Genomic DNA, 21,514 nt, shown 5'->3' with positions numbered 1-21,514 from the left:
AACCCCACATGCTGCCGATTACATCATCCGGGAACGCGTCGGGGTGGAACACGTCGCACCCGTACGCCAGGGACCAAGATAGCGCCTTTCATGGAGGGCTTGCCAAACCTACGGCATCGTAGGTTACGGTTACGTAGGAATAGGTTGGGTCGTCCCGACGGGCACACCACGCCCCTCGGACGCCGTCCTGACCGCGACGAACGTTGCCTGACGGCCTGACAGCGAGGACGAACCATGACCGCTGCTCCCGAGTTGCCGAGCGAGAAAACCGAGCGCAAACGCGAGCCGATTCCCGAGTACGAGCCCGAACTCCGCGGGAAGGCCGAGCGGTACACGGTCTTCGCGTTCGTGTTCGTGCCGCTGATCGCACTGGCCGCCTCCGTGCCCTTCTTCTGGGGCTGGGGCCTGACCATGACCGACGTCGTCATCGGCGCGGTCTTCTACCTGATCGGCGGGCTGGGCATCACGGTCGGCTTCCACCGCCACTTCACGCACGGCTCCTTCAAGGCGAAGCGTCCACTGCGTGTCGCGCTCGCGATCGCGGGTTCGATGGCCATCGAGGGCAGCGTCATCAAGTGGGTGGCCGACCACCGCCGCCACCACAAGTACGCCGACGCCGAGGGCGACCCGCACTCGCCGTGGCGCTTCGGCGACGACTGGAAGTCGGTCGCCAAGGGCATGTTCTACGCGCACATGGCGTGGATGTACCTGGACGAGAAGAAGACCTCGCCGCGCCGCTTCGCGCCCGACCTGCTCAAGGACAAGGACATCGTCCTGGTCGACAAGCTGTTCGTGCCGATCATGCTGTTCTCCCTGGGCGGTCCGGCCCTCATCGGCGGACTGGTCACCATGTCCTGGTGGGGCGCGTTCACCGCCTTCTTCTGGGCGAGCCTGGTGCGCATGGCCCTGCTCCAGCACGTGACCTGGTCGATCAACTCCATCTGCCACACCATCGGCGAGGAGAACTTCGAGGTGCGCGACCGCTCCCGCAACGTGTGGTGGCTGGCCATCCCGTCCTTCGGCGAGTCCTGGCACAACCTGCACCACGCCGACCCCACCTGCGCGCGCCACGGTGTGCTCAAGGGCCAGATCGACATCTCCGCCCGGGTCATCTGGATCTTCGAGAAGCTCGGCTGGGCCAGCAAGGTCCGCTGGCCCAACAACGAGCGACTCGCCGCCAAACGGGTCAGCGTCTAGGATCGAGCCATCATGGGAGCAGCCGACAGCGATTCGAGGGTCCGCGTGCGCCGCAAGCGCATGACGGGCAAGGAGCGTCGGCAACAGCTTGTGGAGATCGGCCGGGAGCTGTTCGCCGAACGCGGGTTCGACGCGACCTCCGTCGAGGAGATCGCCGCGCGGGCCGGTGTGTCCAAGCCCGTGGTGTACGAGCACTTCGGCGGCAAGGAGGGCATCTACGCGGTCGTGGTCGACCGGGAGATGCGCACCCTCCTCGGGATGATGGGCGAGGCCCTCACCGCCGACAGCGCGCGGAGCAAGATCGAGAACGCGGCCATGGCCCTGCTGCGCTACGTGGAGGAGAACACGGTGGGGTTCCGGGTGCTGACCCGTGACTCGCACGTGGCCTCCGGCACGGGAAGTTTCGCCAGTCTGATCAACGACATCGCCAGCCAGGTCGAGCACATCATGGTCGACGAGTTCGCCGAGCGCGGCTACGACCCCGGACTCGCGCCCATGTACTCCCAGGCCCTGGTGGGCATGTGGGCGCTGACCGGCCAGTGGTGGCTGGAGGTGCGCAGACCCCGGCGCGAGGTGGTCGCCGCGCACCTGGTCAACCTGGCGTGGAACGGCCTGTCGAGCCTGGAGCCGAAGCCGAGACTGAATCCCGGACGGCGCGGGACGGGCTGACCCCCGTGAACACGGGTGTACGGGGCGGGTGTGCGCGGCATACCCGCCCCACTATCTTGATGTCAAGAGATAAGCTGTCCCCATGCGCGATGAGGTGGATGGGCTGATCGAGGCGTGGCGCTCCGAACGCCCGGATGTGGACGTGACTCCGCTGGAGGTGTTCAGCCGGGTGTCGCGGCTCGCGCGTCACCTGGACCGTGCCCGGCGCACCGTCTTCACCGAGCACGCCCTGGAGCCCTGGGAGTTCGACGTGCTCTCCGAACTGCGCCGCTCCGGTCCCCCGTACGAACTGAGCCCGGGGCGGCTGCTGCGCGCCACCCTGGTGACCTCGGGGACCATGACCAACCGGGTGGACCGTCTGGCCGCGGCCGGGCTGGTGCGGCGGCGCCCCGACCCCGCCGACAAGCGAGGGGTCCTGGTCCGGCTGACCGAGCAGGGCGCCGAGCGCATCGACGCGGCCATGGTGTCGCTCCTGAGCTACGAGGAGACCCTGTTGGCCCCCATGGCCGACGGAGACCGCAAGCAGCTGGCATCGTTACTGAGAAGCCTCCTGAGCCCCCTCGACAAGGGGCCGGAGACTTCGCAAAGCTAGTTACCGAGCGGTACCCGTCCCTCGCCGGGCCCGCGTCCGGGCGCGAACCACATTCCGGGCTTTGGAGATCACAGTTGAGAAACCGGTGGATGGCAGCGGTGGGCGTGGCCGTACTGGTCGCTGGATGCGGCGGTGCCGACGAGGAGTCGGCGGCGGCCCCGAGCTACTACCTGTCCCTGGGGGACTCGCTGACCGTGGGCGTGCAGCCCGACGAGAGCGGCGACCCCGAGGAGACCGCGAACGGGTACACGGACGTGCTCTACCGCACCCTGTACGACTCCGACTCCACGCTCCGCCACGAGCGGATGGGGTGCGGGGGCGAGGACACCACCACCTTCGTCGAGGGCGGGCTGCCCCACTGCGACGAGCGCTACGAGCAGGGTTCGCAGTTGGAGGAGGCCGAGGCGTTCCTGGCCGAGCACGGGGGTCAGGTCGACCTGGTGACGCTGACCATCGGCGGGAACAACTTCACCCGCTGTGTGGAGGGCGTGCGGGACCCCGACGGCGAGCCGGACGGCCCGGAGGACATCGGTATCGACGAGGAGTGCGTGGCCGACGGGCTGGAGCGCGTGGAGACCGAGGTCCCCGTGATCGCCGAGCGTCTGCGAGCGGCGGCCGGGCCCGACACGCAGATCATCGGGATGACCTACTACAACCCGTTCCTGGCGCTCCTGCTGTTGGACGACGAGCCCGCGGAGGAGGCGGCCGAGGCCGCCGAGGAGGCCGCCGGTGAGGCGGCGGAGGAGAGCGCCGCGCCCGGGGACGGGGCGGAGACCGAGACGACCGGAGGCGACGAGCTCGCGGAGCGGTCGGTGGACATCCTCACCGAGCTGAACGAGTCGCTCACCGCGACCTACCAGGCGGCGGGGGTCGAGGTGGCGGACGTGGGAGCGGCCTTCGAGTCCACGAACGGGGAGGTGCCCGCGGACAGCGACACCGGGATGCCGACGAACCTCCAGAACGTCTGCGACTACACGTGGATGTGCAACCTCGACCGGGGGCCGGACATCCACACCAACGAGGCGGGGGCGAAGAGGATCGCCGCCGTCTTCGCCGAACAGGTCGACTGAGCGTCTCCCGGTGGCCCCGGGCGGGGCCACCGGGACGCCGGGTCAGCCGCCGGGGAGCGCCTTCTCGATGAGCGCGGTGATCTCGGGAGCGTCCGGCGGGGTCGCGGGGCGGAAGCGGTGGACGGCGCCGTCGGGGAGGACGAGGAACTTCTCGAAGTTCCACCTCACCCGCCCGGCCCTGCCGTCGGCGTCGGGGACCGAGGTGAGCTGGGCGTAGAGCGGGTGGCGGCTTCCGCCGTTGACCTTCACCTTGCTCATCATGGGGAAGGTGACGCCCCAGGTCGTGGAGCAGTACTCGGCGATCCTGTCCTCACCGCCGAACTCCTGGAAGAACTGGTTGCTGGGGAAGCCGAGGACGGTGAACCCCCGGTCGCCGTACTCGTGCTGCAACTTCTCCAGCTGGGCGTACTGCGGGGTGAGGCCGCAGCGCGAGGCGACGTTGACCACGAGCCTCACCTTGCCGGACCACTCGCCGAACGTCGTCTGACGCCCGTCGATCAGTGTCACGGGGATGTCGTCCAGGTCCAGGACGGCCATGGTGTCCACTTCCTGCCTTCTCGGATGCCGGTACTCGACGCGTGCCGCGTCCACGGGTGTGTTCGGAACCACGCACCGCCGTGGGTGGGATTCTCCCCCGGGAAACGCGCACGGTACAGCCGTCAGGCACGCGACAGGCCCCGGAGGACATGCTCCGGGGCCTGTCGCGGGGTCGGTGGATGTCAGTCGAGGAGGTCCTCGGGGCGCTCCACCCTGGCGGAGCGCCGCATCCACCCCTCCGGGGTCTCCAGGTCGGTACAGGCCTCGACGCGCTGACGGACCTCGTCGGAAACGGTGAATCCGCGTGCGTCGAGGAACAGCAGAACGCCGCGGGCGGCCTCCACACCGGATCGGTCTCCGTCGCGTGGCTCGCCGACGCCCTCTACCTCGCGCTCGTGGCCGCCTGGGTGGTCGTCGCCGTGCGCACCTTCCACGGCAGCGTCATCACGGGTCGGCTCCTGGCTCTGCCACGCGGCGCGCGGTGAACCCCGGTCGTGCCGCGCGCCGCCCGCCGCGGACTCAGTCCCCGGCGATCTCGGCCTGCTCCAGCCAGACCTCCTCCAGCTCCCCGCGCTCGGCGGCGAGGGTCTTGGCCTCGGCGTCCAGCTCGGAGAGCCTGGCGTAGTCGTCGGCCGCGGCGGCCATCAGCTCGTGCAGTTCCGTCTCACGCCTGGTGATCCGGTCCATGCGCCGCTCGACGCGCTGCATCTCCTTCTGCGCGGTACGCCGCTCGGCGGCCGACACGGCGGGGCGCTCCGACCGGGTCCCGGCCGTGGCGGTCTCGGAGGCGCCCATCGGCACGGTGGCCTCCCCCGTGCTCTCCGCTCGGCGCCGGAGGTACTCGTCCACGCCGCCGGGCAGGAACGCCAGGCCGCCGTCACCCATCAGAGCCAGCACGCGGTCGGTGATGCGCTCCAGGAAGTAGCGGTCGTGGCTGACCAGGACGAGGGACCCGGGCCAGCCGTCGAGGAGGTCCTCCAGCTCGGTGAGGGTCTCGATGTCCAGGTCGTTGGTGGGCTCGTCCAGCAGCAGCACGTTGGGCTCGTCCATGAGCAGGCGCAGCAGCTGGAGGCGGCGCCGCTCACCGCCGGACAGGTCGCCGATCGGGGTCCACTGGCGCTCTCCCCGGAACCCGAACCGCTCCAGCATCTGGCTGGCGGTGTAGTCGCGCTTGCCGATGGTGACGTGCTCGCGCACGTCCATGACCGCCTGGAGGGGGCGCGCCCTGGGATCGAGTTCGGCGACGTTCTGGGACAGGTGGGCGAGCCGGACCGTCCGGCCGGTGCGCACGCTTCCGGAGTCGGGCTCGCGCTCCCCCGCGAGGATCCTGAGCAGGGTGGACTTGCCCGCGCCGTTCACCCCGACCAGGCCGACCCGGTCGCCGGGGCCCAGCTGCCAGGTGAGGTGGTCGAGCAGGACCCGGTCGGGGACGGTCGCCGTCACGTTCCTGAGGTCGATGACGGTCTTGCCGAGCCGTGAGCTGGCGAATTTGACCAGTTCGACGGTGTCGCGGGGCGGCGGCTCGTTGGCGATGAGCTGGTTGGCCGCCTCGACGCGGAACTTGGGCTTGGAGGTGCGGGCCGGGGCGCCGCGGCGCAGCCAGGCCAGCTCCTTGCGCATGAGGTTCTGGCGGCGTTCCTCGGCCGCGGCGGCCTGGCGCTCGCGCTCGGCCTTGGCCAGGACGTAGGCGGCGTAACCGCCCTCGTAGCGTTCGACCGTGCCGCGCCCGACCTCCCAGGTGCGGGTGGTGACGGCGTCCAGGAACCAGCGGTCGTGGGTGACGACCACGAGGGACTCCGACCGGGCGCGCAGGTGCTCGGCGAGCCAGGCGATGCCCTCGATGTCGAGGTGGTTGGTGGGCTCGTCCAGGACGATGAGGTCGTGGTCGTCGACCAGGAGCCGGGCCAGGCCGGAGCGGCGGCGCTCACCGCCGGAGAGGCCGCTCATGGGGATGTCCAGGTCCCAGCCGCCGAGGAGACCGCGCAGGATGTCGCGGATGCGGGCGTCGCCCGCCCACTCGTGCTCGGCGCGGTCGCCCAGGACGAACTCCCCGACCGTGGAGTCGGGGAAGGTGTCGCGCTGGTGCAGGAAGCCGATGCGCAGCCCGCGGTTGTGCACGACCCGCCCGGAGTCGGGTTCGGTGATGCCGGAGAGCACGGAGATGAGCGTGGACTTGCCGCCGCCGTTACGGCCGACGACGCCGATGCGTTCGTTCTCCTCGACTCCGAGCGACACCTTGTCGAGGAGCACGAGCGGCCCGTAGGCCAGGGACACGTCCTGAAGATTGACCAGATTCATCGCTCTCCATTGTGGCGGCACCGGCACGGTGCCCGCGCCCCACCCGGCGCCTCCGTCGGACGGAACCGCCCCACGGGCACGTCCGTCGGGCGGGATCCGCGCCTCACTCCCCCGGCGACGGCGCCTCGTCGAGCAGGGTCCGCGCCACCGCGCTGTCCGTCACCAGCGTCGACACCAGGCCGCTCCGGAGCGCCGCGCCGACCGCCCTGGCCTTCGCCTCGTCCCCGGCACCGGCGACCGCCACCACCTCCGGCACCTCGCGCAGCTGGTCGGCACGGACGCTGATGACGCGCTCGTCCAGATCGCTGTGCACCTGGTTGCCCTCGGCGTCGAACAGTTGGGCGGACATCTCCGCGCACACGCCCAGTGCCGTGTACCGGGCCCGGGACCCCGGGTCCAGCGCCTGGAACACGGTCGAGTTCCGCTCGTCCCAGCCGCCGATCGCCACCACGGCCGTCGTCAACCGGTCGTAGTGCGCGAACGCGGAGGCGATGCCCGGGTCGGCCCTCAGGGTCGCCGCCGTCGCCGCGTCCGGCAGGATGAGCGGCGCGTAGATCGGGTACGCCGGTCCGCCCGACAGCGCCGCCGCGTGGCGCACCGTCTCGACCGACCCTCCGTCCTCCGCGTGCTCGGAGAGCACCCCGTTCAGCTGCACCACCGTGCACCTCGGCAGCTCGACCATGTCGGCGCCCATCACCTGGAGCGCCCTGCTCCAGGCCAGGCCCAGCACCTCGCCGGGCCGCACGATCTCCGCCAGCAGCCGCGCCGCCACCGACCCCAGCGCCCGGCGCGTCTCCAGGGGGTCCTCCGAGGCGTCCACGACGATCGTCCGGCGCAGGCCGAAGGCCGCGCTCACCCGCTCGGACAGGTCCACGTCCAGCCGCGCGGGCAGCCGGATGTCGATGCGGACGATCCCGCTGGCCCTCGCGGTCTCCAGGTCCCGGGCGATCTTGAACCTGCTCAGCCCGAACTCCTCGGCGATCTCCACCTTCGACCGCCCCTCCAGGTAGAACCTGCGGGCGATCGAGGCGAGCCGCACCATCTCCGCCGGGCCGCTCGGGGCCGCTTCCTGAAGGTCACCACGCCGATCGCTCATATGTGCAGGAGTGTACTCGATTGTGTCCTTCCCATTGACACCGCGTTTCCCGGGGGCGTTCAATGAGCGAAACATCTGTGATCCTTATCGCTCACATGAGCACAACGAGCATTCAGGGAGAGGCCCACACGTGCGTGCCGCCATCATCACCGAACCGGGTTCCCTCGCCGTGGGCGACCGACCCGACCCCGAGCCCGCCCCCGACGGCGTGGTGGTCCGGGTCGGCGCCTGCGGGATCTGCGGAACCGACCTGCACATCGCCGACGGGGAGTTCCCGCCCAGCCCCTACCCGCTGGTGCCGGGACACGAGTTCGCCGGGACGGTCACCGCCGTCGGCGACCGCGCCCCGGGGGGCCTGCGACCGGGCGACCGCGTGGCCGTGGACCCCTCCCTGTTCTGCGGGCACTGCGGGTACTGCCGCGCCGGACGCGGCAACCTGTGCGCCAACTGGGGCGCGATCGGCGACACCGTCGACGGCGCGTTCGCCGAGTACGTGGCCGTTCCCGCCGCCAACTGCTACCGCATCCCCGACTCGATGAGCATGCGCGAGGGCGCCCTCGTCGAGCCCCTGTCCTGCGCGGTCCACGGCGTGCGGCGCATCGGGGTGGAGGCCGGCGAACGCTTCCTGGTGGTGGGCGCCGGGACCATGGGCCTCCTCCTCCAGCAGCTGCTCCAGCGCTCGGGCGCGCACGTCACGGTGGTCGACCGCAACACCCGCCGCCTGGCCATCGCGGCCGACCTGGGCGCCGGTGCCACCGCGTCCGACACGTCCGACCTGGGCGACGAGCGCTTCGACGCCGCGGTGGACGTCACGGGTGCTCCCCAGGCCATCGAGGCGGCCTTCGACTCCCTCAGGAGGGGAGGGCGCCTGCTGGTCTTCGGCGTCGCCGAGGACACGGCCCGGGTGTCCCTGTCGCCGTTCCGCGTCTACAACGACGAGATCACCGTCGTGGGCTCCATGGCCGTGCTGCACAGTTTCGGCGCGGCCGTGGACCTCATCGGCTCCGGGGCGGTGGAGACGGCTCCGCTGCTCACGGACGCCCTGCCGCTGGAGAAGTTCCCCGAGGCGCTGTCCATGATGCGTTCGGGCGCCGGGGTGAAGATCCAGGTCGTCCCCGACGAGAACGCCTGACCCCGGGAGACAGCATCGTGCACATCACCCCCGTCACCCGCGCGACCGCCCTGGGCACCGTTGGGCTGCTGCTCACAGGGTGTGCCGGAGCGGGCGCCACCGCCTCCGACGACGGCACCGCGCACCTGACCGTCGCGATCGTGTCCAATCCCCAGATGCAGGACGCGATCTCCCTCCAGGAGCAGTTCCTGGCGGAACACCCCGGCGTCGAGGTCGACTTCGTGTCGCTGCCGGAGAACGAGGCCCGCGCCAAGATCACCATCTCCGTGTCGACCGGCGCGGACGCGTTCGACGTCGTCATGATCAGCAACTACGAGACCCGTCAGTGGGCCGAGTACGGCTGGATCGAGAACCTGCAACCCTTCATGGACGAGTCCGAGGGCTACGACCAGGAGGACTTCATCCCCTCCCTCCGGGAGAGCCTGTCCCACGAGGGCGACATGTACTCGGTGCCCTTCTACGGCGAGTCCTCCTTCGTCGCCTACCGGGAGGACCTGTTCGAGAAGGCCGGCGTGGAGATGCCCGAGAACCCCACCTGGGAGGAGGTGGCCGACCTGGCCGCCGAACTCGACGGTGTGGAGCCCGGAGTCTCCGGAATCTGCATGCGCGGCCTCGCGGGCTGGGGCGAGATCCTCAGCCCCTTCAACAGCCTCCTGAACACCTTCGGCGGTCGCTGGTACGACGAGGACTGGAACGCCGAACTCGACTCCCCCGAGTTCCGCCGCGCGGCCGAGTTCTACGTGGACCTGGTGCGTGAACACGGCCAGCCGGGCGCCGCCAACAGCGGGTTCGGTGACTGCCTGAACCACTACGCCCAGGGCCGGGCCGCCATGTTCTACGACGCCACCGCCATGGTCAGCACGCTGGAGGACGCCGACGCAAGCGTCGTGGCGGGGCTCAACGGCTACGCCCCGGCGCCGGTGGCCGAGACCGACTACGGCGGCTGGCTCTACACCTGGTCCCTGGCGATCCCCTCCACCTCCGACAACAAGGAGGAGGCCTGGGAGTTCCTGGAGTGGATGACCAACAAGGAGTACGTCCGCACCGTCGCCGAGGAGTACGGCTGGGAGCGGGTGCCGCCCGGCAACCGGCTCTCCACGTTCGAGGTCCCCGAGTACCAGGAGGTCTCGGAGGCCTACGCCGAGCCCATGCTCGAAGGCATCCGGCGGGCCGATCCCGAGGACCCGGGTACGCGCCCGGTCCCCTACGAGGGCATCGGCTTCCTCGCCATCCCCGAGTTCCAGGACCTGGGCACCCGGGTCAGTCAGCAGCTCAGCGCGGCGGTGGCCGGACAGATCACCGTCGAAGAGGCGCTCGAACAGAGCCAGGAGTACGCCGAGACCGTCGGTGAGGCCTACAAGGAGGATGACCGATGAGCGCTGCGACCGCGCCCGCGCGTGAGGCGCCCGCGGCGCCGTCCCCGCGTGTCCGACCGAGACGGGAGGCACGCTCGTCCGGGTGGGTGCGCCGGGCACCGCTCCTGCCCGCGCTGGTGTTCATGCTGATCGTCACCCAGCTGCCGTTCCTGGCGACGATCGTCTACTCGCTCCGGTCGTGGAACCTGCTGCGCCCGGACTCCCAGGCGTGGATCGGCCTGGCCAACTACGTGTCGGTGTTCACCGACCGGCAGTTCCTCGGGGCCGCGGGGAACACGGTGCTGATCACCGCCTCCTGCGTCATCGTGGCGATGCTGCTGGGCATCGGGCTCGCGCTGCTGCTGGACCGCAGGTTCTGGGGGCGCGGCGTGGTGCGCACGCTCGTCATCACCCCGTTCCTGGTGCTGCCCGTGGCCACGGCGCTGCTGTGGAAGCACATCATGCTGGACCCGGTGTTCGGCCTGGTGAACTTCCTGCTGTCGCCGTTCGGGGTCGACACGCTCGACTGGATCTCCCAGGCGCCGGTGCTGTCGGTGGTGGTCGCGCTGGTCTGGCAGTGGACGCCGTTCATGATGCTGCTGGTGCTGGCGGGCCTGCAGAGCCAGAACGACGACGTGCTGGAGGCGGGACAGGTCGACGGCGCGACCCGGTGGCAGATGTTCGTCTGGATCACCCTGCCGCACCTGCGCCGCTACATCGAGCTGGGCGTGCTGCTGGGGTCGATCTACGTGGTGAACACCTTCGACACGATCTACATGATGACCCAGGGCGGTCCCGGCACCGCCAGCTCCAACCTGCCCTTCTACATCTACCAGCGGACCTTCCTCGGGTTCGACATCGGCCAGTCCGCGGCCATGGGCGTCGTCGTGGTGGTCGGCACCATCATCGTGGCGATGCTGGCCCTGCGGCTGATCTTCCGCTCGTTCATGAACGCACAGGAGGCGAGCTCGTGACCGCCCAAGCCCCCGAACGCCCCGCGGAGGCGGCAGCCGCCTCCAGCGGGCGCGCGTCCCGTCAGAGGCGCCGTTTCCCGGGCGGCGCGGGAGGCACCGCCCTCACCGTGTTCACCTGGTTCGTCGGCCTGGTGTTCGTCTCACCGGTGCTGTGGATGGTGCTGACCGCGTTCAAGGAGGAGAACCAGGCGGCGACCGACCCTCCGACGCTCTTCTTCCAGCCGACGCTCGACCGGTTCTCCACCGTGCTGGGCGCCGACTTCCTCCCGTTCCTGAGCAACTCGCTGATCGCCACCCTGGCGTCCACGGTGCTGGTGCTGGTGCTCGGCCTGCCCGCCGCCTACGCGCTGTCGGTCGCTCCGGTCAAGCGCACCCAGGACGTGTTGTTCTTCTTCATCTCGACGAAGATGCTGCCGGTGGTGGCGGTCGTGCTGCCGATCTACGTCGCCGCCGCGGAACTGTCGATGCTGGACAACGTGTGGACCCTGGTCGTCCTGTACACGGCGATGAACCTGCCCATCGCCGTGTGGATGCTGCGCTCGTTCTTCCTGGAGGTGCCCAAGGCGATCGTGGAGGCCGCCAGGGTGGAGGGCGCGGGCCTGCCGCGCGTCCTGTGGTCGGTGATGATGCCGATCATGGCCCCGGGCATCGCGGCGACCGCCCTGATCTGCATGATCTTCGCGTGGAACGAGTTCTTCTTCGCGGTGAACCTCACCGCGGCCCAGGCCTCCACCGTGCCGGTGTTCCTCACCGGGTTCATCACGAGTGAGGGCCTGTTCGTGGCGCAGCTGTCGGCGGCCGCCGTCATGGCGNCGGCGGGGGGGGGGCCTGTCGATGGGCGCCGTGAAGTAGACGGACGGGGCCGGACACGAGAACGCCCGGGGCCTCACCACGCGGGGCCCCGGGCGGGTCCGGAGGAGTGTGTGGCCCGGCGTCCACGGGGCTCGGGAACCGCACGGAACGTCCGGGGGCCGCCCCGGCGCGGAGCGCCTGAGGGTGGCGGCCCGCCCGGCGCGGAGCGCTCCCGGCGGGCGGGACCGGGGCCACGGGTACGCGGCCTCCCCCAAGGCATCGCCCAGCACCCACGGCGGGCGGGCCGGAGGCCCCGAGAACACCCCTCACACCAGGAAGAAGTCCCTGGCGGCCTTGGCGATTCCCTCGGTGTCCAGCCCGTGGGCCCGCGCGTGCTGCGCGGGGGTCCCGTAGGCGCGCACCTCGCGGTCCCGGGCCACTCCCAGGTTCGACTGCCGGTGGCGGCGGTCTCCCAGGGCCTCGGCGACCTCGTGCGCGGAGGTCCCCCGCAGGTACGGCTCCACCACCAGCACGTCGGCGTTGCCCGCCGCGCCGACCAGCTCGCTCAGCCCGTCGCGGTCGAACGGCCGCACGGTGGACGTGTAGGCGACCGTCACGTCCAGGTCGGCGGTGGCCTCCAGCACCCGGTCCAGCATCGGCCCGACGGCCACCACCACCCCGGCCGAGCGGGGCGAGCCCGTCCGCAGCACGCTGAGGCGCCCGTTGACGGGCAGCGCCGTCCGGTTCGCGGTGCCCGACAGCCGTACGTACACCGGGTGGTCCCCCGGAACCGCCGCCTCCAGGGCGCCGCGTACCTCGTCGGGGTGCCCCGGCGCGTACACGGTCCATCCCGGCAGGGTGTCCAGCAGCGCCACGTCGCCGGGCGCCTGGTGGGTGCGTCCCTCCTCGGCGGCGTCGTAGGAACCCCCGATGCTCACCAGGACGGCGCCGACGCCCTGGTGGCCGAGGTCGAGCTTGATCTGCTCGAAGGGCCGCTCCACCAGGAACGGCGCGTAGCTGTGCACGACCGGGCGCATCCCGGCCAGGGCCAGTCCTCCGGCCACGCCGATCATGGCCTGCTCGCGGATGCCCACGTCGATCACCCGCCCGGGGTGACGGGCGGCGGAGGCGCGGAACATGTTCGCGGAGATGGCGGCCAGGACGACGGCCACACGGGGGTCCTCGTCCATGGCCTGGTTGACGGTGGCGGCGAAGGTGTCACGCATGGCGGGTCTCCTAGGAGCGGACGCGGGCGACGACGGCCAGCGGCCGTCCGGGGTGGGGCCGGGTGAGTGCCTCGTACAGGGCGTCGTGGTCGCGTCCGTGGACGTCGCGGGCGGTCCAGCCCTCGACCTCGAAGCGCGCGCCGATCCCACCGGGCCACCCGTGGGAGGAGGAGGCGTTGTCCACGGCGACGACGGTGAGGTTGTCCGCGCCGAGGCGGCCGGCGACCGCGATGGCCTCGTGGTTGCTGCCCTCGTCGAGTTCACCGTCACCGACGAGCACCACGACGCGGGGTTCGGCGCCGTCGGCGCGGTGGACTCCCCGGGCGCGCAGGCCCAGCGCGGTGCCCAGGCCCAGGGGCAGTCCGTGGCCGAGTGAACCGCTGCCGATCTCCGCACCGGGCACGAGCACCCGGTCCGGATGGTGGCCGAGCGGCGAGTCGAAGGCCGTCCAGCTCCGCAGTGTGGGCACGTCCAGGAAGCCCTTGGCGGCGAGCACGGCGTAGAAGGCGGCGGGCCCGTGTCCCTTGGAGAGCAGGAACCGGTCCCGGGCCGGGTCGTCGGCGGTCCCGGGGGTGACGGCCAGCACACGGTCGTAGAGCACCCACACCACGTCGAGCGTCGAGTGGGCGGCTCCCTTGTGCTTCTCGTCACCCTCCATGAGCCCGATGAGGGCGGGGAGGTCGGCGTAGCGCGTGAGGGCGGCTGCGGTCGTCATGGCCACCAGTGTTCGGCCTCAACCTAAGTTGAGGTCAACTCGCACCCGACCCCGCCCATCAGGAAAGACTGAGGTGATTTACCTCACACGATCATGGCCCCGGGGACGTCCCCGTCCGCGACCACGACCTGTTCGCACAGCCCGCTGCCCTCCAGCGCCTCCACGACGGCGGCCTCGCGCTCCGCCACGACCGACTCCGCCTCGCCTCCCCCGCCGACCAGGAACGCACAGGTCGGACCGGAGCCCGACACCAGGGAGCCCAGGGCCCCCGCGCCGCCGCCGGTCTTCAGGGTCCGCTCCAGCTCCGGCAGCAGGGAGAGCGCCGCCTCCTGAAGGTCGTTGGTCAGAGCGGCCCCCAGAGCCACGGGATCGCCGCTGGCGAGCGCGTCCGCCAGCGCCCGGTCCAGTCTCGGCTCGGGGGCGTCCGGGCGGATACGGTCGTACTCACCGAACACGCTGGCCGTGGACAGCCCCTGCGCCGACAGCGCGAAGACCCAGCGGAACCGGCCGGGGCTGGGCATCGGCCGCAGGATCTCCCCGCGCCCCAGGCCCACCGCCGTGTCCCCCAGCAGCGCGAAGGGCACGTCGCTGCCCAGATCGGCCGCGTACCCGACCAGTTCCTCCTCGGACAGGCCGCAGCCCCACAGGCGGTCGCAGGCCAGCAGGGTGGCCGCGGCGTCCGCGCTCCCCCCGGCCATACCGCCCGCCACGGGGATGTGCTTGTCCAGGTGGACCGCGACCGGGGTTCCCCGACCGGTCCCCTCCGCCAGGAGGGTGACGGCGCGCGCGGCGAGGTTGGACGCGTCCAGGGGCACACGGGACAGGTGGGATCCCAGCGAGCCGCCCGCGGTCAGCTCCGCCAGGACCGGCCCCGCCGCGGACCCGGTGCCCTCGGAGGGGCTCGGTCGACGCGAGAGGGCCTCCCGGACGGTAACCTCATCGAACAGCGAGACGGCGTGGAACACGTTGACGAGGTCGTGGAACCCGTCCTCACGTCTGGGCCCCACCGCCAACTGGAGGTTCACCTTCGCGGGGACCCGCACGGTTACGGTGGTATTAACGGTCACGAGTCCCCAATCGTAAAGGAACCCCCACCTTGCGTGAACACGTAGCCCTCCAGGGGCGCCGGTGTGTTCACCCCTTCCCACCGGCGCGAACGCCGTTACCGAAGGAAATCGGGAACTCCGGCCGCGTTCCGGGGATCGTCACCACTGTCATGTCAGTCACCGCCCGCCCCCAGAACGGCCCCGCCAGGCACGTGAGTGGGAATCCGGGCACAAACACCGCTACCTTGGGGCGAGGCGGAGTTTGGACACCGTCGGGGAGGGTCGCTTGCCGTCGGATGGGCTCCCGAAGAACCTGGAACCGCTGGCAGCCGGAGATCCGGCCACCATCGGTCCCTACGTGCTGTCCGGGAAGCTGGGTAGCGGCGGCATGGGGACCGTCTACCTGGGCAGCGCGCCCGAACGGAACAACCAGGTAGCCATCAAGGTCATCCGCCCGGAGCTCGCCTTCGACGAGGCGACGCGGGCGCGGTTCCGCGACGAGATGGAGAACGCCCGCAAGGTCGCCTCCTTCTGCACCGCCAAGGTGCTCGACCACGGGACGTTCGAGAACCGTCCCTACATGGTGACCGAGTACATCGCGGGCACCGCCCTGGCCGAACACATCGCCGAGAACGGTCCCCTGGACTCCTCGACGCTGCACGGCTTCGCGCTGGGCGTGGCCGCCGCCCTGGCCGCCATCCACCGCACCGGGCTGGTCCACCGCGACCTCAAGCCCGCCAACGTGCTGCTGTCGCTCTCCGGACCCCGGGTGATCGACTTCGGCATCGCGCGCGCGATGAACACCCTCACGAACCACACCCAGACCGGCATCGTCATGGGCAGCCCGGGATGGATGGCGCCCGAACAGCTGCTGGAGGAGAAGGTCACCACCTCGGCGGACATCTTCGCCTGGGGGTGCCTGGTGGCCTTCGCCGGGAACGGCACCCACCCCTTCGGCAACGGCGACGCCATGACGCTGGGCAAGCGGGTGCTGTTCGCCGAACCCCAGATCGGCAACCTGGTCAGTCCCCTGGACCGCCTGGTCACGCGCGCGCTGGCCAAGGAGCCGGGCCGCCGCCCCACCGCGCAGGACCTGCTGCTGGAACTGGCGGGCGGCGAGGACAACACCAACCCCAACGACATGGTGTCCAACGCGCTGCACCAGTCGTGGCGGCCGAACCTGCCCCCGGTGCCCCCGCACGGGATGCCGCACCCGCAGCAGGGCCCCGGCCCCCAGAACATGGCGGGCATGCGGCCTCCGGCTCCCGGCCAGTACCAGGCCGCGCCGCCCGCGCCCATGCCCCCGCCCGCCCACCAGACGGGCAACTTCCCGCGCCCCCAGGGGCCTCCGCAGGGCCACCCGGCCACCGTCCACCCCTCCGCCCCGCACCCGGGCGGCCAGGCACCGGGTCAGGCGCCGGGCGGGCAGGCGCCGGGTCAGGCGCCGGGCGGGCAGGCGCCAGGAGGCCAGGCCCCGGGTGGACAGGCGCAACCGCCCAGGCCCGCCACCGGGCCGCCCCCGGCACCGCACCCGGCGTCGACGGGACCGATCCCGATGGTTCCGGACCGCCAGCAGGCGAACCGCCGGGGGCCGCAGCCGTACGTGCCGCCGGTGCCGCCGCCCCCGCACCAGCCCGTCGCGCCCAACCGGCGCAAGGGCCTCATCATGGCTCTGGTGGTGGCCGCCGTGGCGCTGCTGGTGGTACTGGCCATCCTCGTGGCCGTGCTGGTGAACATGGACGACTCGTCGGCTCCGGGAAACGGCGGAGGCGCCCAGCAGAACACCTCCGAGCAGACGGACGCCGCTCCGGACGCGGAGGACCCCCCGGTCGACGACGACGCGCCCCCGGCCTCCGCTCCCGGCGAGGTGTCGGCCGCCTCGCCCGACCGTGCGGTCGAGTACGAGATCAACCAGGTCACCTGCGGCCTGACCGAGTACAACATCCGCTCGACCCCGATCAACGACAGCGGGCACTACTGCGTGGTGCGGCTGGAGTTGTCGAACGTCGGCGACGACGTGGTGAGGTTCGACTTCGAGGGGCAGGCCATGCGGACCAGCGAGAGCGGCGTCGTCGAGGCCGAGGCGCCGACCACGCGCGAGTCCGGCGCCTCGCTCTGGGATCCGTCGGGGATATCGCCCGGCGAGACCGCGAAGGGCGAGATCGTGTTCATGCTCCTCGAGGGTGAGGAGGCGCGCACGGTGATCCTGAGCCACAGGCCCGGCGCGGAGCCCACGGAGATCAGCATCGGGGACCTGGCGAACTGAACGCGGACCGCCCTCGGGCGGGCGCCGCCCGAGGGCGGCACCATGCCGCCCGGACGGGTGGGCCCCGTACATCCGGAGGACCGCGTCGGGCGCCCACCTGTGGACGACCCGGCCGAGGCCCGCCGCACGATTCCCGCGTGATCCCGGAGAAGCGGTCACTCCCCGTCCGCCTCTCCTGAGACCGTGGGCACCGCCCGCCGACGGTCGGCGGTGATCCGAATGCGAGGACGTGACAGTGGCGATGGGCCTGCTCACCAGCGGCTACCGCGATCAGCACGGGACGCGCGGCGCGCGGACGGACGGGGCGCCCCGGCGACCGACCGGCGAGCACACCGGGGCGGGGCCCCGATGACCGTTCTCGACGCCCGGGCGCTCAACCGCGCGACGCTCGCCCGGCAGCTGCTGCTCGACCGCGCCGACCTACCGGTCCCCAGCGCCGTCGCGCACCTGGGCGGTCTCCAGGCGCAGGAACCGCAGGAGCCGTTCGTCGGGCTCTGGTCGCGGCTGCGCGCGTTCGATCCGGTGGTGCTCTCCGACCTGCTCGTCCGGCGGAACGTGGTGCGGACGCACCTCATGCGCCGCACCGTCCACCTCGTCACCGCCGACGACGCCCTGGCCTGGCGGTCCCGCCACGACGCCATGCTGCGCCAACGAACCTTCGGAACCTACCGCCGCGAACTCGACGGGGTGGACCTCGACGAGCTCGCCGCGGCGGGCCGGGCGGTGATGGCCGACGGGGAACCGCACACGATGGCCGAGATCGGGCGGGCACTCGCCGAGCGCTGGCCGACGGCGGGACGGCGGGCTCTGGGGGAGCTGGTGGTCGCCGCCCTCGTTCCGATGGCCCAACTGCCGCCGCGAGGACTCTGGCGGGCGAAGGCGGGGGTGCGCAACCTTCCGCTGTCCTCCTGGCTGGGGCGCGAGGTCGCTCCCCCGTCCCCCGACGCCTCCGACCCCGTGGGCCAGGCGCTGGTACGGCGCTACCTGGCCGCGTTCGGCCCCGCCGCCTCGGCCGACCTGCGCGCCTGGTGCGGCCTCGCCGGGCTTCCGGCCGCGGTCTCCGCGCTGCGCGGGGAGCTGGTCGCCTTCCGTGACGAGCGGGGCCGGGAACTGCTGGACCTTCCCGACGCGCCGCGCCCCGACCCGGACACCCCCGCTCCGGTGCGGTTCCTGCCCGCGTTCGACAACGCGGTCCTCGGCTACCACGACCGCGGCCGGATCATCGACGACGCCCACCGCGGCCTGTCGGTCGCCGGTGCCCGCGTCGCCCTGGTCGACGGCCGGGTCGCCGCCACCTGGGACGCCGAGGACGGCACCGTGACCGTCACCCCGCTGCGCCGCCTCTCCCGGGCCGAACGGACCGCCGTCGACGAGGAGGGCCGGGCCCTGGCCTCGTTCCTCTCCGACGGCGACGGCGAGCGCGTACGGATCGCCGCGTCCCCCGGCTGAGCGGCACCCGGTCGCCGCGTTCGGCGCACCGCTCTCCGGGCGCGTCCCCGGACAGGGCAACGGGCCCGGTGGACGACGTGTCGTCCACCGGGCCCGCCGGGGTTCGGGGAGCGGTCACTCCCACTCGATGGTGCCCGGGGGCTTGCTGGTCACGTCCAGCGTCACCCGGTTGATCTCGCGCACCTCGTTGGTGATCCGGTTGGAGATCCGGGCCAGCACGTCGTAGGGCACGCGCGACCAGTCGGCGGTCATCGCGTCCTCGCTGCTGACCGGGCGCAGCACGACCGGGTGGCCGTAGGTGCGGCCGTCGCCCTGGACGCCCACCGAGCGCACGTCGGCGAGCAGCACCACCGGGCACTGCCAGATGTCACGGTCCAGCCCGGCGCGGGTCAGCTCCTCGCGGGCGATCGCGTCGGCCTCGCGCAGGATCTCCAGGCGCTCGTGGTCGACCGCGCCGATGACGCGGATGGCCAGGCCCGGGCCGGGGAACGGCTGGCGCCACACCATCTCGGCGGGCAGGCCCAGTTCCTCGCCGACCTTGCGCACCTCGTCCTTGAACAGCTCGCGCAGCGGCTCCACCAGGGTGAACTGGAGGTCGTCGGGCAGACCGCCCACGTTGTGGTGCGACTTGATGTTCGCGGTGCCGGTGCCGCCGCCGGACTCCACCACGTCCGGGTAGAGGGTGCCCTGGACCAGGAACTCGACCTCGGCGCCGGTCCCACCGCTCTCGGCCACGACCTCGCGGGCCGCCTGCTCGAACACGCGGATGAACTCGCGGCCGATGATCTTGCGCTTCTCCTCGGGGTCGGCCACCCCCGCCAGCGCGGACAGGAACCGCTCCTCGGCGTCCACGACCTTGAGCTTGGCCCCGGTGACCGCGACGAAGTCCTTCTCCACCTGATCGGCCTCACCCTTGCGCAGCAGGCCGTGGTCCACGAACACGCAGGTCAGCTGGTCGCCGACGGCGCGCTGCACCAGGGCGCCGGCCACGGCGGAGTCCACGCCGCCGCTGAGTGCGCAGATGACGCGCTTGTCGCCGATCTGCTCGCGGATGCGCTCCAGCTGCTCCTCGACGATGTTCACCATCGTCCAGGTCGGGCGGCACCCGGCGCCCTCGTACAGGAAGCGGCGCAGCACCTCCTGGCCGTGCTCGGTGTGCAGGACCTCGGGGTGGAACTGGACGCCGAAGAGGCCGCGACCGGTGTCCTCGAACGCGGCGACCGGGGCGCCCGCGGTGCTGGCGGTCGTGGCGAAGCCCTCGGGAGCCCTCACCACCGAGTCGCCGTGCGACATCCAGACCAGCTGCTCGGCGGGCATCCCGGCGAACAGCAGGGAGTCGGTGACCGCCGACAGCTCGGTGCGGCCGAACTCGCTGAGGTCGGTGCGGTCGACGGTGCCGCCCAGGGCCCGGGTCATCGCCTGGAAGCCGTAGCAGATACCGAAGGTGGGCACCCCGGTCTCGAACAGCTCGGGGCCCAGGTTCGGGGCGCCCTCCGCGTAGACCGACGACGGCCCGCCGGAGAGGATGATGGCCTTGGGTTTCTTGGCGAGCATCTCCTCGACGGGCATGGTCGAGGGCACGATCTCACTGTGCACGTGGCATTCGCGGACCCGGCGCGCGATCAGCTGCGCGTACTGCGCACCGAAGTCGACGACGAGAACGGTGTCGAACGTGCTCTCAGCACCAACGGACACGACGGAGGACCTTCCGCAGGAGTACAGGGATGTCCGTCCAGTCTAGGACGTCGCGCGTGCTCGGAGAGCCCTGTCCACATGTGCGTTCCGGCTCAGCCCGTGAAACCCCCCGGGTTGGACGACTGCCAGCGCCACGCGTCGGCGCAGGCGTCGTCGACGGTCCGCACGGCCTTCCACCCCAGGTCGCGGGCGGCGGCGGACGGGTCGGCGAAGCACACGGCGATGTCGCCCGGGCGGCGGTCGACCACGGTGTACGGGACGGGCACGCCGGTGGCGCGCTCGAAGGCGCGCAGGCCCTCCAGGACGGAGACGCCCTCCCCGGTGCCCAGGTTGTACACGCGGAACCCGGCGGTGTCGCCGATGTGGTCCACGGCGGCCAGGTGCCCCTGGGCCAGGTCCACCACGTGCAGGTAGTCGCGCACGCCGGTGCCGTCCGGGGTGTCGTAGTCGTCGCCGAACACGTTCAGCCGCTCGCGGCGGCCCGCGGCGACCTGCGCGACGTAGGGGAACAGGTTGTTGGGCACGCCCTGGGGGTCCTCCCCGATCAGGCCGCTGGGGTGGGCCCCGATGGGGTTGAAGTAGCGCAGGGCGACGACGTGCCAGCGCGGGTCGGCGGCGGCCACGTCCCGGAGGACGCGCTCGGCGAACAGCTTGGTGGCGCCGTACGGGTTGGTGGCGGACAGGGCGTCGTCCTCGGTGATCGGTACCCGTTCGGGGTCGCCGTAGACCGTGGCCGAGGAGCTGAACACCAGGTCGCGCACGCCGCTCTCGTCCATCACCTCGACGAGCGCGAACAGGGCGTCGAGGTTGTTGCGGTAGTAGCCCAGCGGCCGCTCCACCGACTCGCCCACGGCCTTGAGCCCGGCCATGTGGATGACGGAGTCGATCCGGTGGGCGGCGAACACCCGGCGCAGCGCGGCGGGGTCGGTGCAGTCCGCCTGATGGAGGGCGACGGTGCGTCCGGTGATGCGCTCGACCCGGCGCAGGGCCTCCGCGTGGCTGTTGGAGAGGGAGTCCACGACCACGACCTCGTGCCCGGCTTCGAGCAGTTCGACCGCGGTGTGGGAGCCGATGTACCCGGCCCCACCGGTGAGCAGTACGTTCATGTCCCAACCTTCCTGGTGGACTGGCCGGAACGGTCGCCGACGTGGCCGGGGGTTCGACCTCGGACGGCTCCGTCCCGGTGGTGAGGTCGGACCGCCGGGCCCCGCCACGAGCACGGGACCGCGACGAACGAGGCGGAGCGGCCCCGGCACCTCGCGGACGCTCCCCAGGATAGGCGTCCGGCGGCTCCGGGCCGGTGACGGACGCCACCGTGTCCCGCTCGGACGGGTGCGGCGTCGCCGCATCCGTCCGAGCGGTGTCCGTTCTCACAGTCGCCTCCGCCTCGGGGCACAGCGACCCG

18 protein-coding genes and 1 pseudogene are annotated in these 21,514 nt (G+C 71.7%); 11 read left to right on the top strand and 8 right to left on the bottom strand.

All coding sequences use genetic code 11. The annotated features are described in order from the left end of the window. The first annotated feature begins 234 nt into the window (after positions 1–234). The 4 genes from D455_RS0113730 to D455_RS0113715 all read left to right on the top strand — a co-directional run bounded on the left by D455_RS0113730 (position 235) and on the right by D455_RS0113715 (position 3,528). On the top strand, positions 235–1,197 hold the full coding sequence (locus D455_RS0113730; protein WP_017571291.1) for an acyl-CoA desaturase: 963 nt from the start codon (positions 235–237) through the stop codon (positions 1,195–1,197). Positions 1,198–1,209: 12 nt separating this feature from the next. Then, the gene (locus tag D455_RS0113725; protein ID WP_193789433.1) at positions 1,210–1,866 is read left to right on the top strand and encodes a TetR/AcrR family transcriptional regulator; all 657 of its coding nucleotides are present in this window, start codon (positions 1,210–1,212) and stop codon (positions 1,864–1,866) included. Between the two features lie 82 nt (positions 1,867–1,948). Next, entirely contained in the window at positions 1,949–2,458 is a 510-nt protein-coding gene (locus D455_RS0113720) for a MarR family winged helix-turn-helix transcriptional regulator (protein ID WP_017571289.1), read from the top strand. A gap of 89 nt (positions 2,459–2,547) precedes the next feature. Further along, entirely contained in the window at positions 2,548–3,528 is a 981-nt protein-coding gene (locus tag D455_RS0113715; RefSeq protein ID WP_017571288.1) for an SGNH/GDSL hydrolase family protein, read from the top strand. Between the two features lie 42 nt (positions 3,529–3,570). Here D455_RS0113715 and D455_RS0113710 read toward each other — a convergent pair whose 3' ends face one another. Further along, positions 3,571–4,065, bottom strand: coding sequence for a glutathione peroxidase (locus tag D455_RS0113710; RefSeq protein ID WP_040684845.1), 495 nt, complete (start codon positions 4,063–4,065; stop codon positions 3,571–3,573). 179 nt (positions 4,066–4,244) lie between these two features. Here D455_RS0113710 and D455_RS34175 point away from each other — a divergent pair, with 179 nt between their 5' ends. After that, positions 4,245–4,550 carry a hypothetical protein gene (locus tag D455_RS34175; RefSeq protein ID WP_017571286.1) on the top strand — a complete coding sequence of 102 codons (306 nt, stop codon included), beginning with the start codon at positions 4,245–4,247 and terminating at the stop codon, positions 4,548–4,550. 34 nt (positions 4,551–4,584) lie between these two features. Here the strand turns inward: D455_RS34175 and D455_RS0113700 are convergent, their stop codons facing one another. Continuing rightward, positions 4,585–6,363: an ABC-F family ATP-binding cassette domain-containing protein gene (locus D455_RS0113700; protein ID WP_017571285.1), complete on the bottom strand. Its 1,779-nt coding sequence runs from the start codon at positions 6,361–6,363 to the stop codon at positions 4,585–4,587. A 103-nt stretch (positions 6,364–6,466) separates the two neighbouring features. Beyond that, on the bottom strand, positions 6,467–7,405 hold the full coding sequence (locus D455_RS0113695) for a sugar-binding transcriptional regulator (RefSeq protein WP_017571284.1): 939 nt from the start codon (positions 7,403–7,405) through the stop codon (positions 6,467–6,469). Positions 7,406–7,589: 184 nt separating this feature from the next. Here D455_RS0113695 and D455_RS0113690 point away from each other — a divergent pair, with 184 nt between their 5' ends. The 4 genes and pseudogenes from D455_RS0113690 to D455_RS32900 all read left to right on the top strand — a co-directional run. Further along, positions 7,590–8,591, top strand: coding sequence for a zinc-dependent alcohol dehydrogenase family protein (locus D455_RS0113690; RefSeq protein ID WP_017571283.1), 1,002 nt, complete (start codon positions 7,590–7,592; stop codon positions 8,589–8,591). A 17-nt stretch (positions 8,592–8,608) separates the two neighbouring features. Further along, on the top strand, positions 8,609–9,967 hold the full coding sequence (locus tag D455_RS0113685) for an ABC transporter substrate-binding protein (RefSeq protein ID WP_017571282.1): 1,359 nt from the start codon (positions 8,609–8,611) through the stop codon (positions 9,965–9,967). Continuing rightward, complete coding sequence (locus D455_RS0113680) at positions 9,964–10,920, top strand: carbohydrate ABC transporter permease (RefSeq protein ID WP_026122609.1); 957 nt, start codon at positions 9,964–9,966, stop codon at positions 10,918–10,920. Before D455_RS0113685 ends, D455_RS0113680 begins: the two co-directional genes overlap by 4 nt. Next, a pseudogene (locus D455_RS32900) lies at positions 10,917–11,732 on the top strand (carbohydrate ABC transporter permease); the annotation flags it as partial. The gene D455_RS0113680 and the pseudogene D455_RS32900, both read left to right, overlap by 4 nt. A gap of 306 nt (positions 11,733–12,038) precedes the next feature. Here D455_RS32900 and D455_RS0113665 read toward each other — a convergent pair. The 3 genes from D455_RS0113665 to D455_RS0113655 all read right to left on the bottom strand — a co-directional run bounded on the left by D455_RS0113665 (position 12,039) and on the right by D455_RS0113655 (position 14,720). Then, positions 12,039–12,938 (bottom strand): transketolase family protein, encoded by a 900-nt coding sequence (locus D455_RS0113665; RefSeq protein ID WP_017571278.1) that lies wholly within the window; start codon positions 12,936–12,938, stop codon positions 12,039–12,041. Between the two features lie 10 nt (positions 12,939–12,948). After that, entirely contained in the window at positions 12,949–13,653 is a 705-nt protein-coding gene (locus D455_RS0113660; protein WP_026122607.1) for a thiamine pyrophosphate-dependent enzyme, read from the bottom strand. 83 nt (positions 13,654–13,736) lie between these two features. Next, entirely contained in the window at positions 13,737–14,720 is a 984-nt protein-coding gene (locus D455_RS0113655) for a 4-(cytidine 5'-diphospho)-2-C-methyl-D-erythritol kinase (RefSeq protein ID WP_083922223.1), read from the bottom strand. 265 nt (positions 14,721–14,985) lie between these two features. On the opposite strand from D455_RS0113655, the gene D455_RS0113650 reads away from it, so the two are divergent. Together D455_RS0113650 and D455_RS0113645 are read left to right on the top strand one after the other, a co-directional pair. Beyond that, complete coding sequence (locus D455_RS0113650; RefSeq protein WP_026122605.1) at positions 14,986–16,965, top strand: serine/threonine-protein kinase; 1,980 nt, start codon at positions 14,986–14,988, stop codon at positions 16,963–16,965. 348 nt (positions 16,966–17,313) lie between these two features. Beyond that, complete coding sequence (locus tag D455_RS0113645; RefSeq protein ID WP_017571275.1) at positions 17,314–18,414, top strand: winged helix DNA-binding domain-containing protein; 1,101 nt, start codon at positions 17,314–17,316, stop codon at positions 18,412–18,414. 114 nt (positions 18,415–18,528) lie between these two features. Here the strand turns inward: D455_RS0113645 and guaA are convergent, their stop codons facing one another. Together guaA and galE are read right to left on the bottom strand one after the other, a co-directional pair. Further along, the gene (gene guaA / locus D455_RS0113640) at positions 18,529–20,109 is read right to left on the bottom strand and encodes a glutamine-hydrolyzing GMP synthase (protein WP_017571274.1); all 1,581 of its coding nucleotides are present in this window, start codon (positions 20,107–20,109) and stop codon (positions 18,529–18,531) included. A 92-nt stretch (positions 20,110–20,201) separates the two neighbouring features. Beyond that, positions 20,202–21,215, bottom strand: a complete 1,014-nt coding sequence (gene galE, locus D455_RS0113635; protein WP_017571273.1) for a UDP-glucose 4-epimerase GalE — start codon at positions 21,213–21,215, stop codon at positions 20,202–20,204. Between the last annotated feature and the right edge of the window lie 299 nt (positions 21,216–21,514).

This window comes from Nocardiopsis halotolerans DSM 44410, assembly GCF_000341065.1.
Taxonomy (GTDB): Bacteria; Actinomycetota; Actinomycetes; order Streptosporangiales; family Streptosporangiaceae; genus Nocardiopsis; species Nocardiopsis halotolerans.
The sequence above is the reverse complement of the archived record's forward strand: the minus strand, read 5'-3'. Positions and strand labels throughout refer to the sequence as shown.

What these genes read in the sequence shown, in the direction of transcription:
- D455_RS0113660 (WP_026122607.1), bottom strand. Translation starts at nt 13,653, where the DNA reads ATGACGACCGCAGCCGCCCTCACGCGCTACGCCGACCTCCCCGCCCTC.
- D455_RS0113695 (WP_017571284.1), bottom strand. Translation starts at nt 7,405, where the DNA reads ATGGTGCGGCTCGCCTCGATCGCCCGCAGGTTCTACCTGGAGGGGCGG.
- D455_RS0113645 (WP_017571275.1), top strand. Translation starts at nt 17,314, where the DNA reads ATGACCGTTCTCGACGCCCGGGCGCTCAACCGCGCGACGCTCGCCCGG.
- D455_RS0113700 (WP_017571285.1), bottom strand. Translation starts at nt 6,363, where the DNA reads ATGAATCTGGTCAATCTTCAGGACGTGTCCCTGGCCTACGGGCCGCTC.
- galE (WP_017571273.1), bottom strand. Translation starts at nt 21,215, where the DNA reads ATGAACGTACTGCTCACCGGTGGGGCCGGGTACATCGGCTCCCACACC.
- D455_RS0113725 (WP_193789433.1), top strand. Translation starts at nt 1,210, where the DNA reads ATGGGAGCAGCCGACAGCGATTCGAGGGTCCGCGTGCGCCGCAAGCGC.
- D455_RS0113715 (WP_017571288.1), top strand. Translation starts at nt 2,548, where the DNA reads ATGGCAGCGGTGGGCGTGGCCGTACTGGTCGCTGGATGCGGCGGTGCC.
- D455_RS0113720 (WP_017571289.1), top strand. Translation starts at nt 1,949, where the DNA reads ATGCGCGATGAGGTGGATGGGCTGATCGAGGCGTGGCGCTCCGAACGC.
- D455_RS0113710 (WP_040684845.1), bottom strand. Translation starts at nt 4,065, where the DNA reads ATGGCCGTCCTGGACCTGGACGACATCCCCGTGACACTGATCGACGGG.
- D455_RS0113730 (WP_017571291.1), top strand. Translation starts at nt 235, where the DNA reads ATGACCGCTGCTCCCGAGTTGCCGAGCGAGAAAACCGAGCGCAAACGC.
- D455_RS0113680 (WP_026122609.1), top strand. Translation starts at nt 9,964, where the DNA reads ATGAGCGCTGCGACCGCGCCCGCGCGTGAGGCGCCCGCGGCGCCGTCC.
- D455_RS0113665 (WP_017571278.1), bottom strand. Translation starts at nt 12,938, where the DNA reads ATGCGTGACACCTTCGCCGCCACCGTCAACCAGGCCATGGACGAGGAC.
- D455_RS34175 (WP_017571286.1), top strand. Translation starts at nt 4,245, where the DNA reads ATGTCAGTCGAGGAGGTCCTCGGGGCGCTCCACCCTGGCGGAGCGCCG.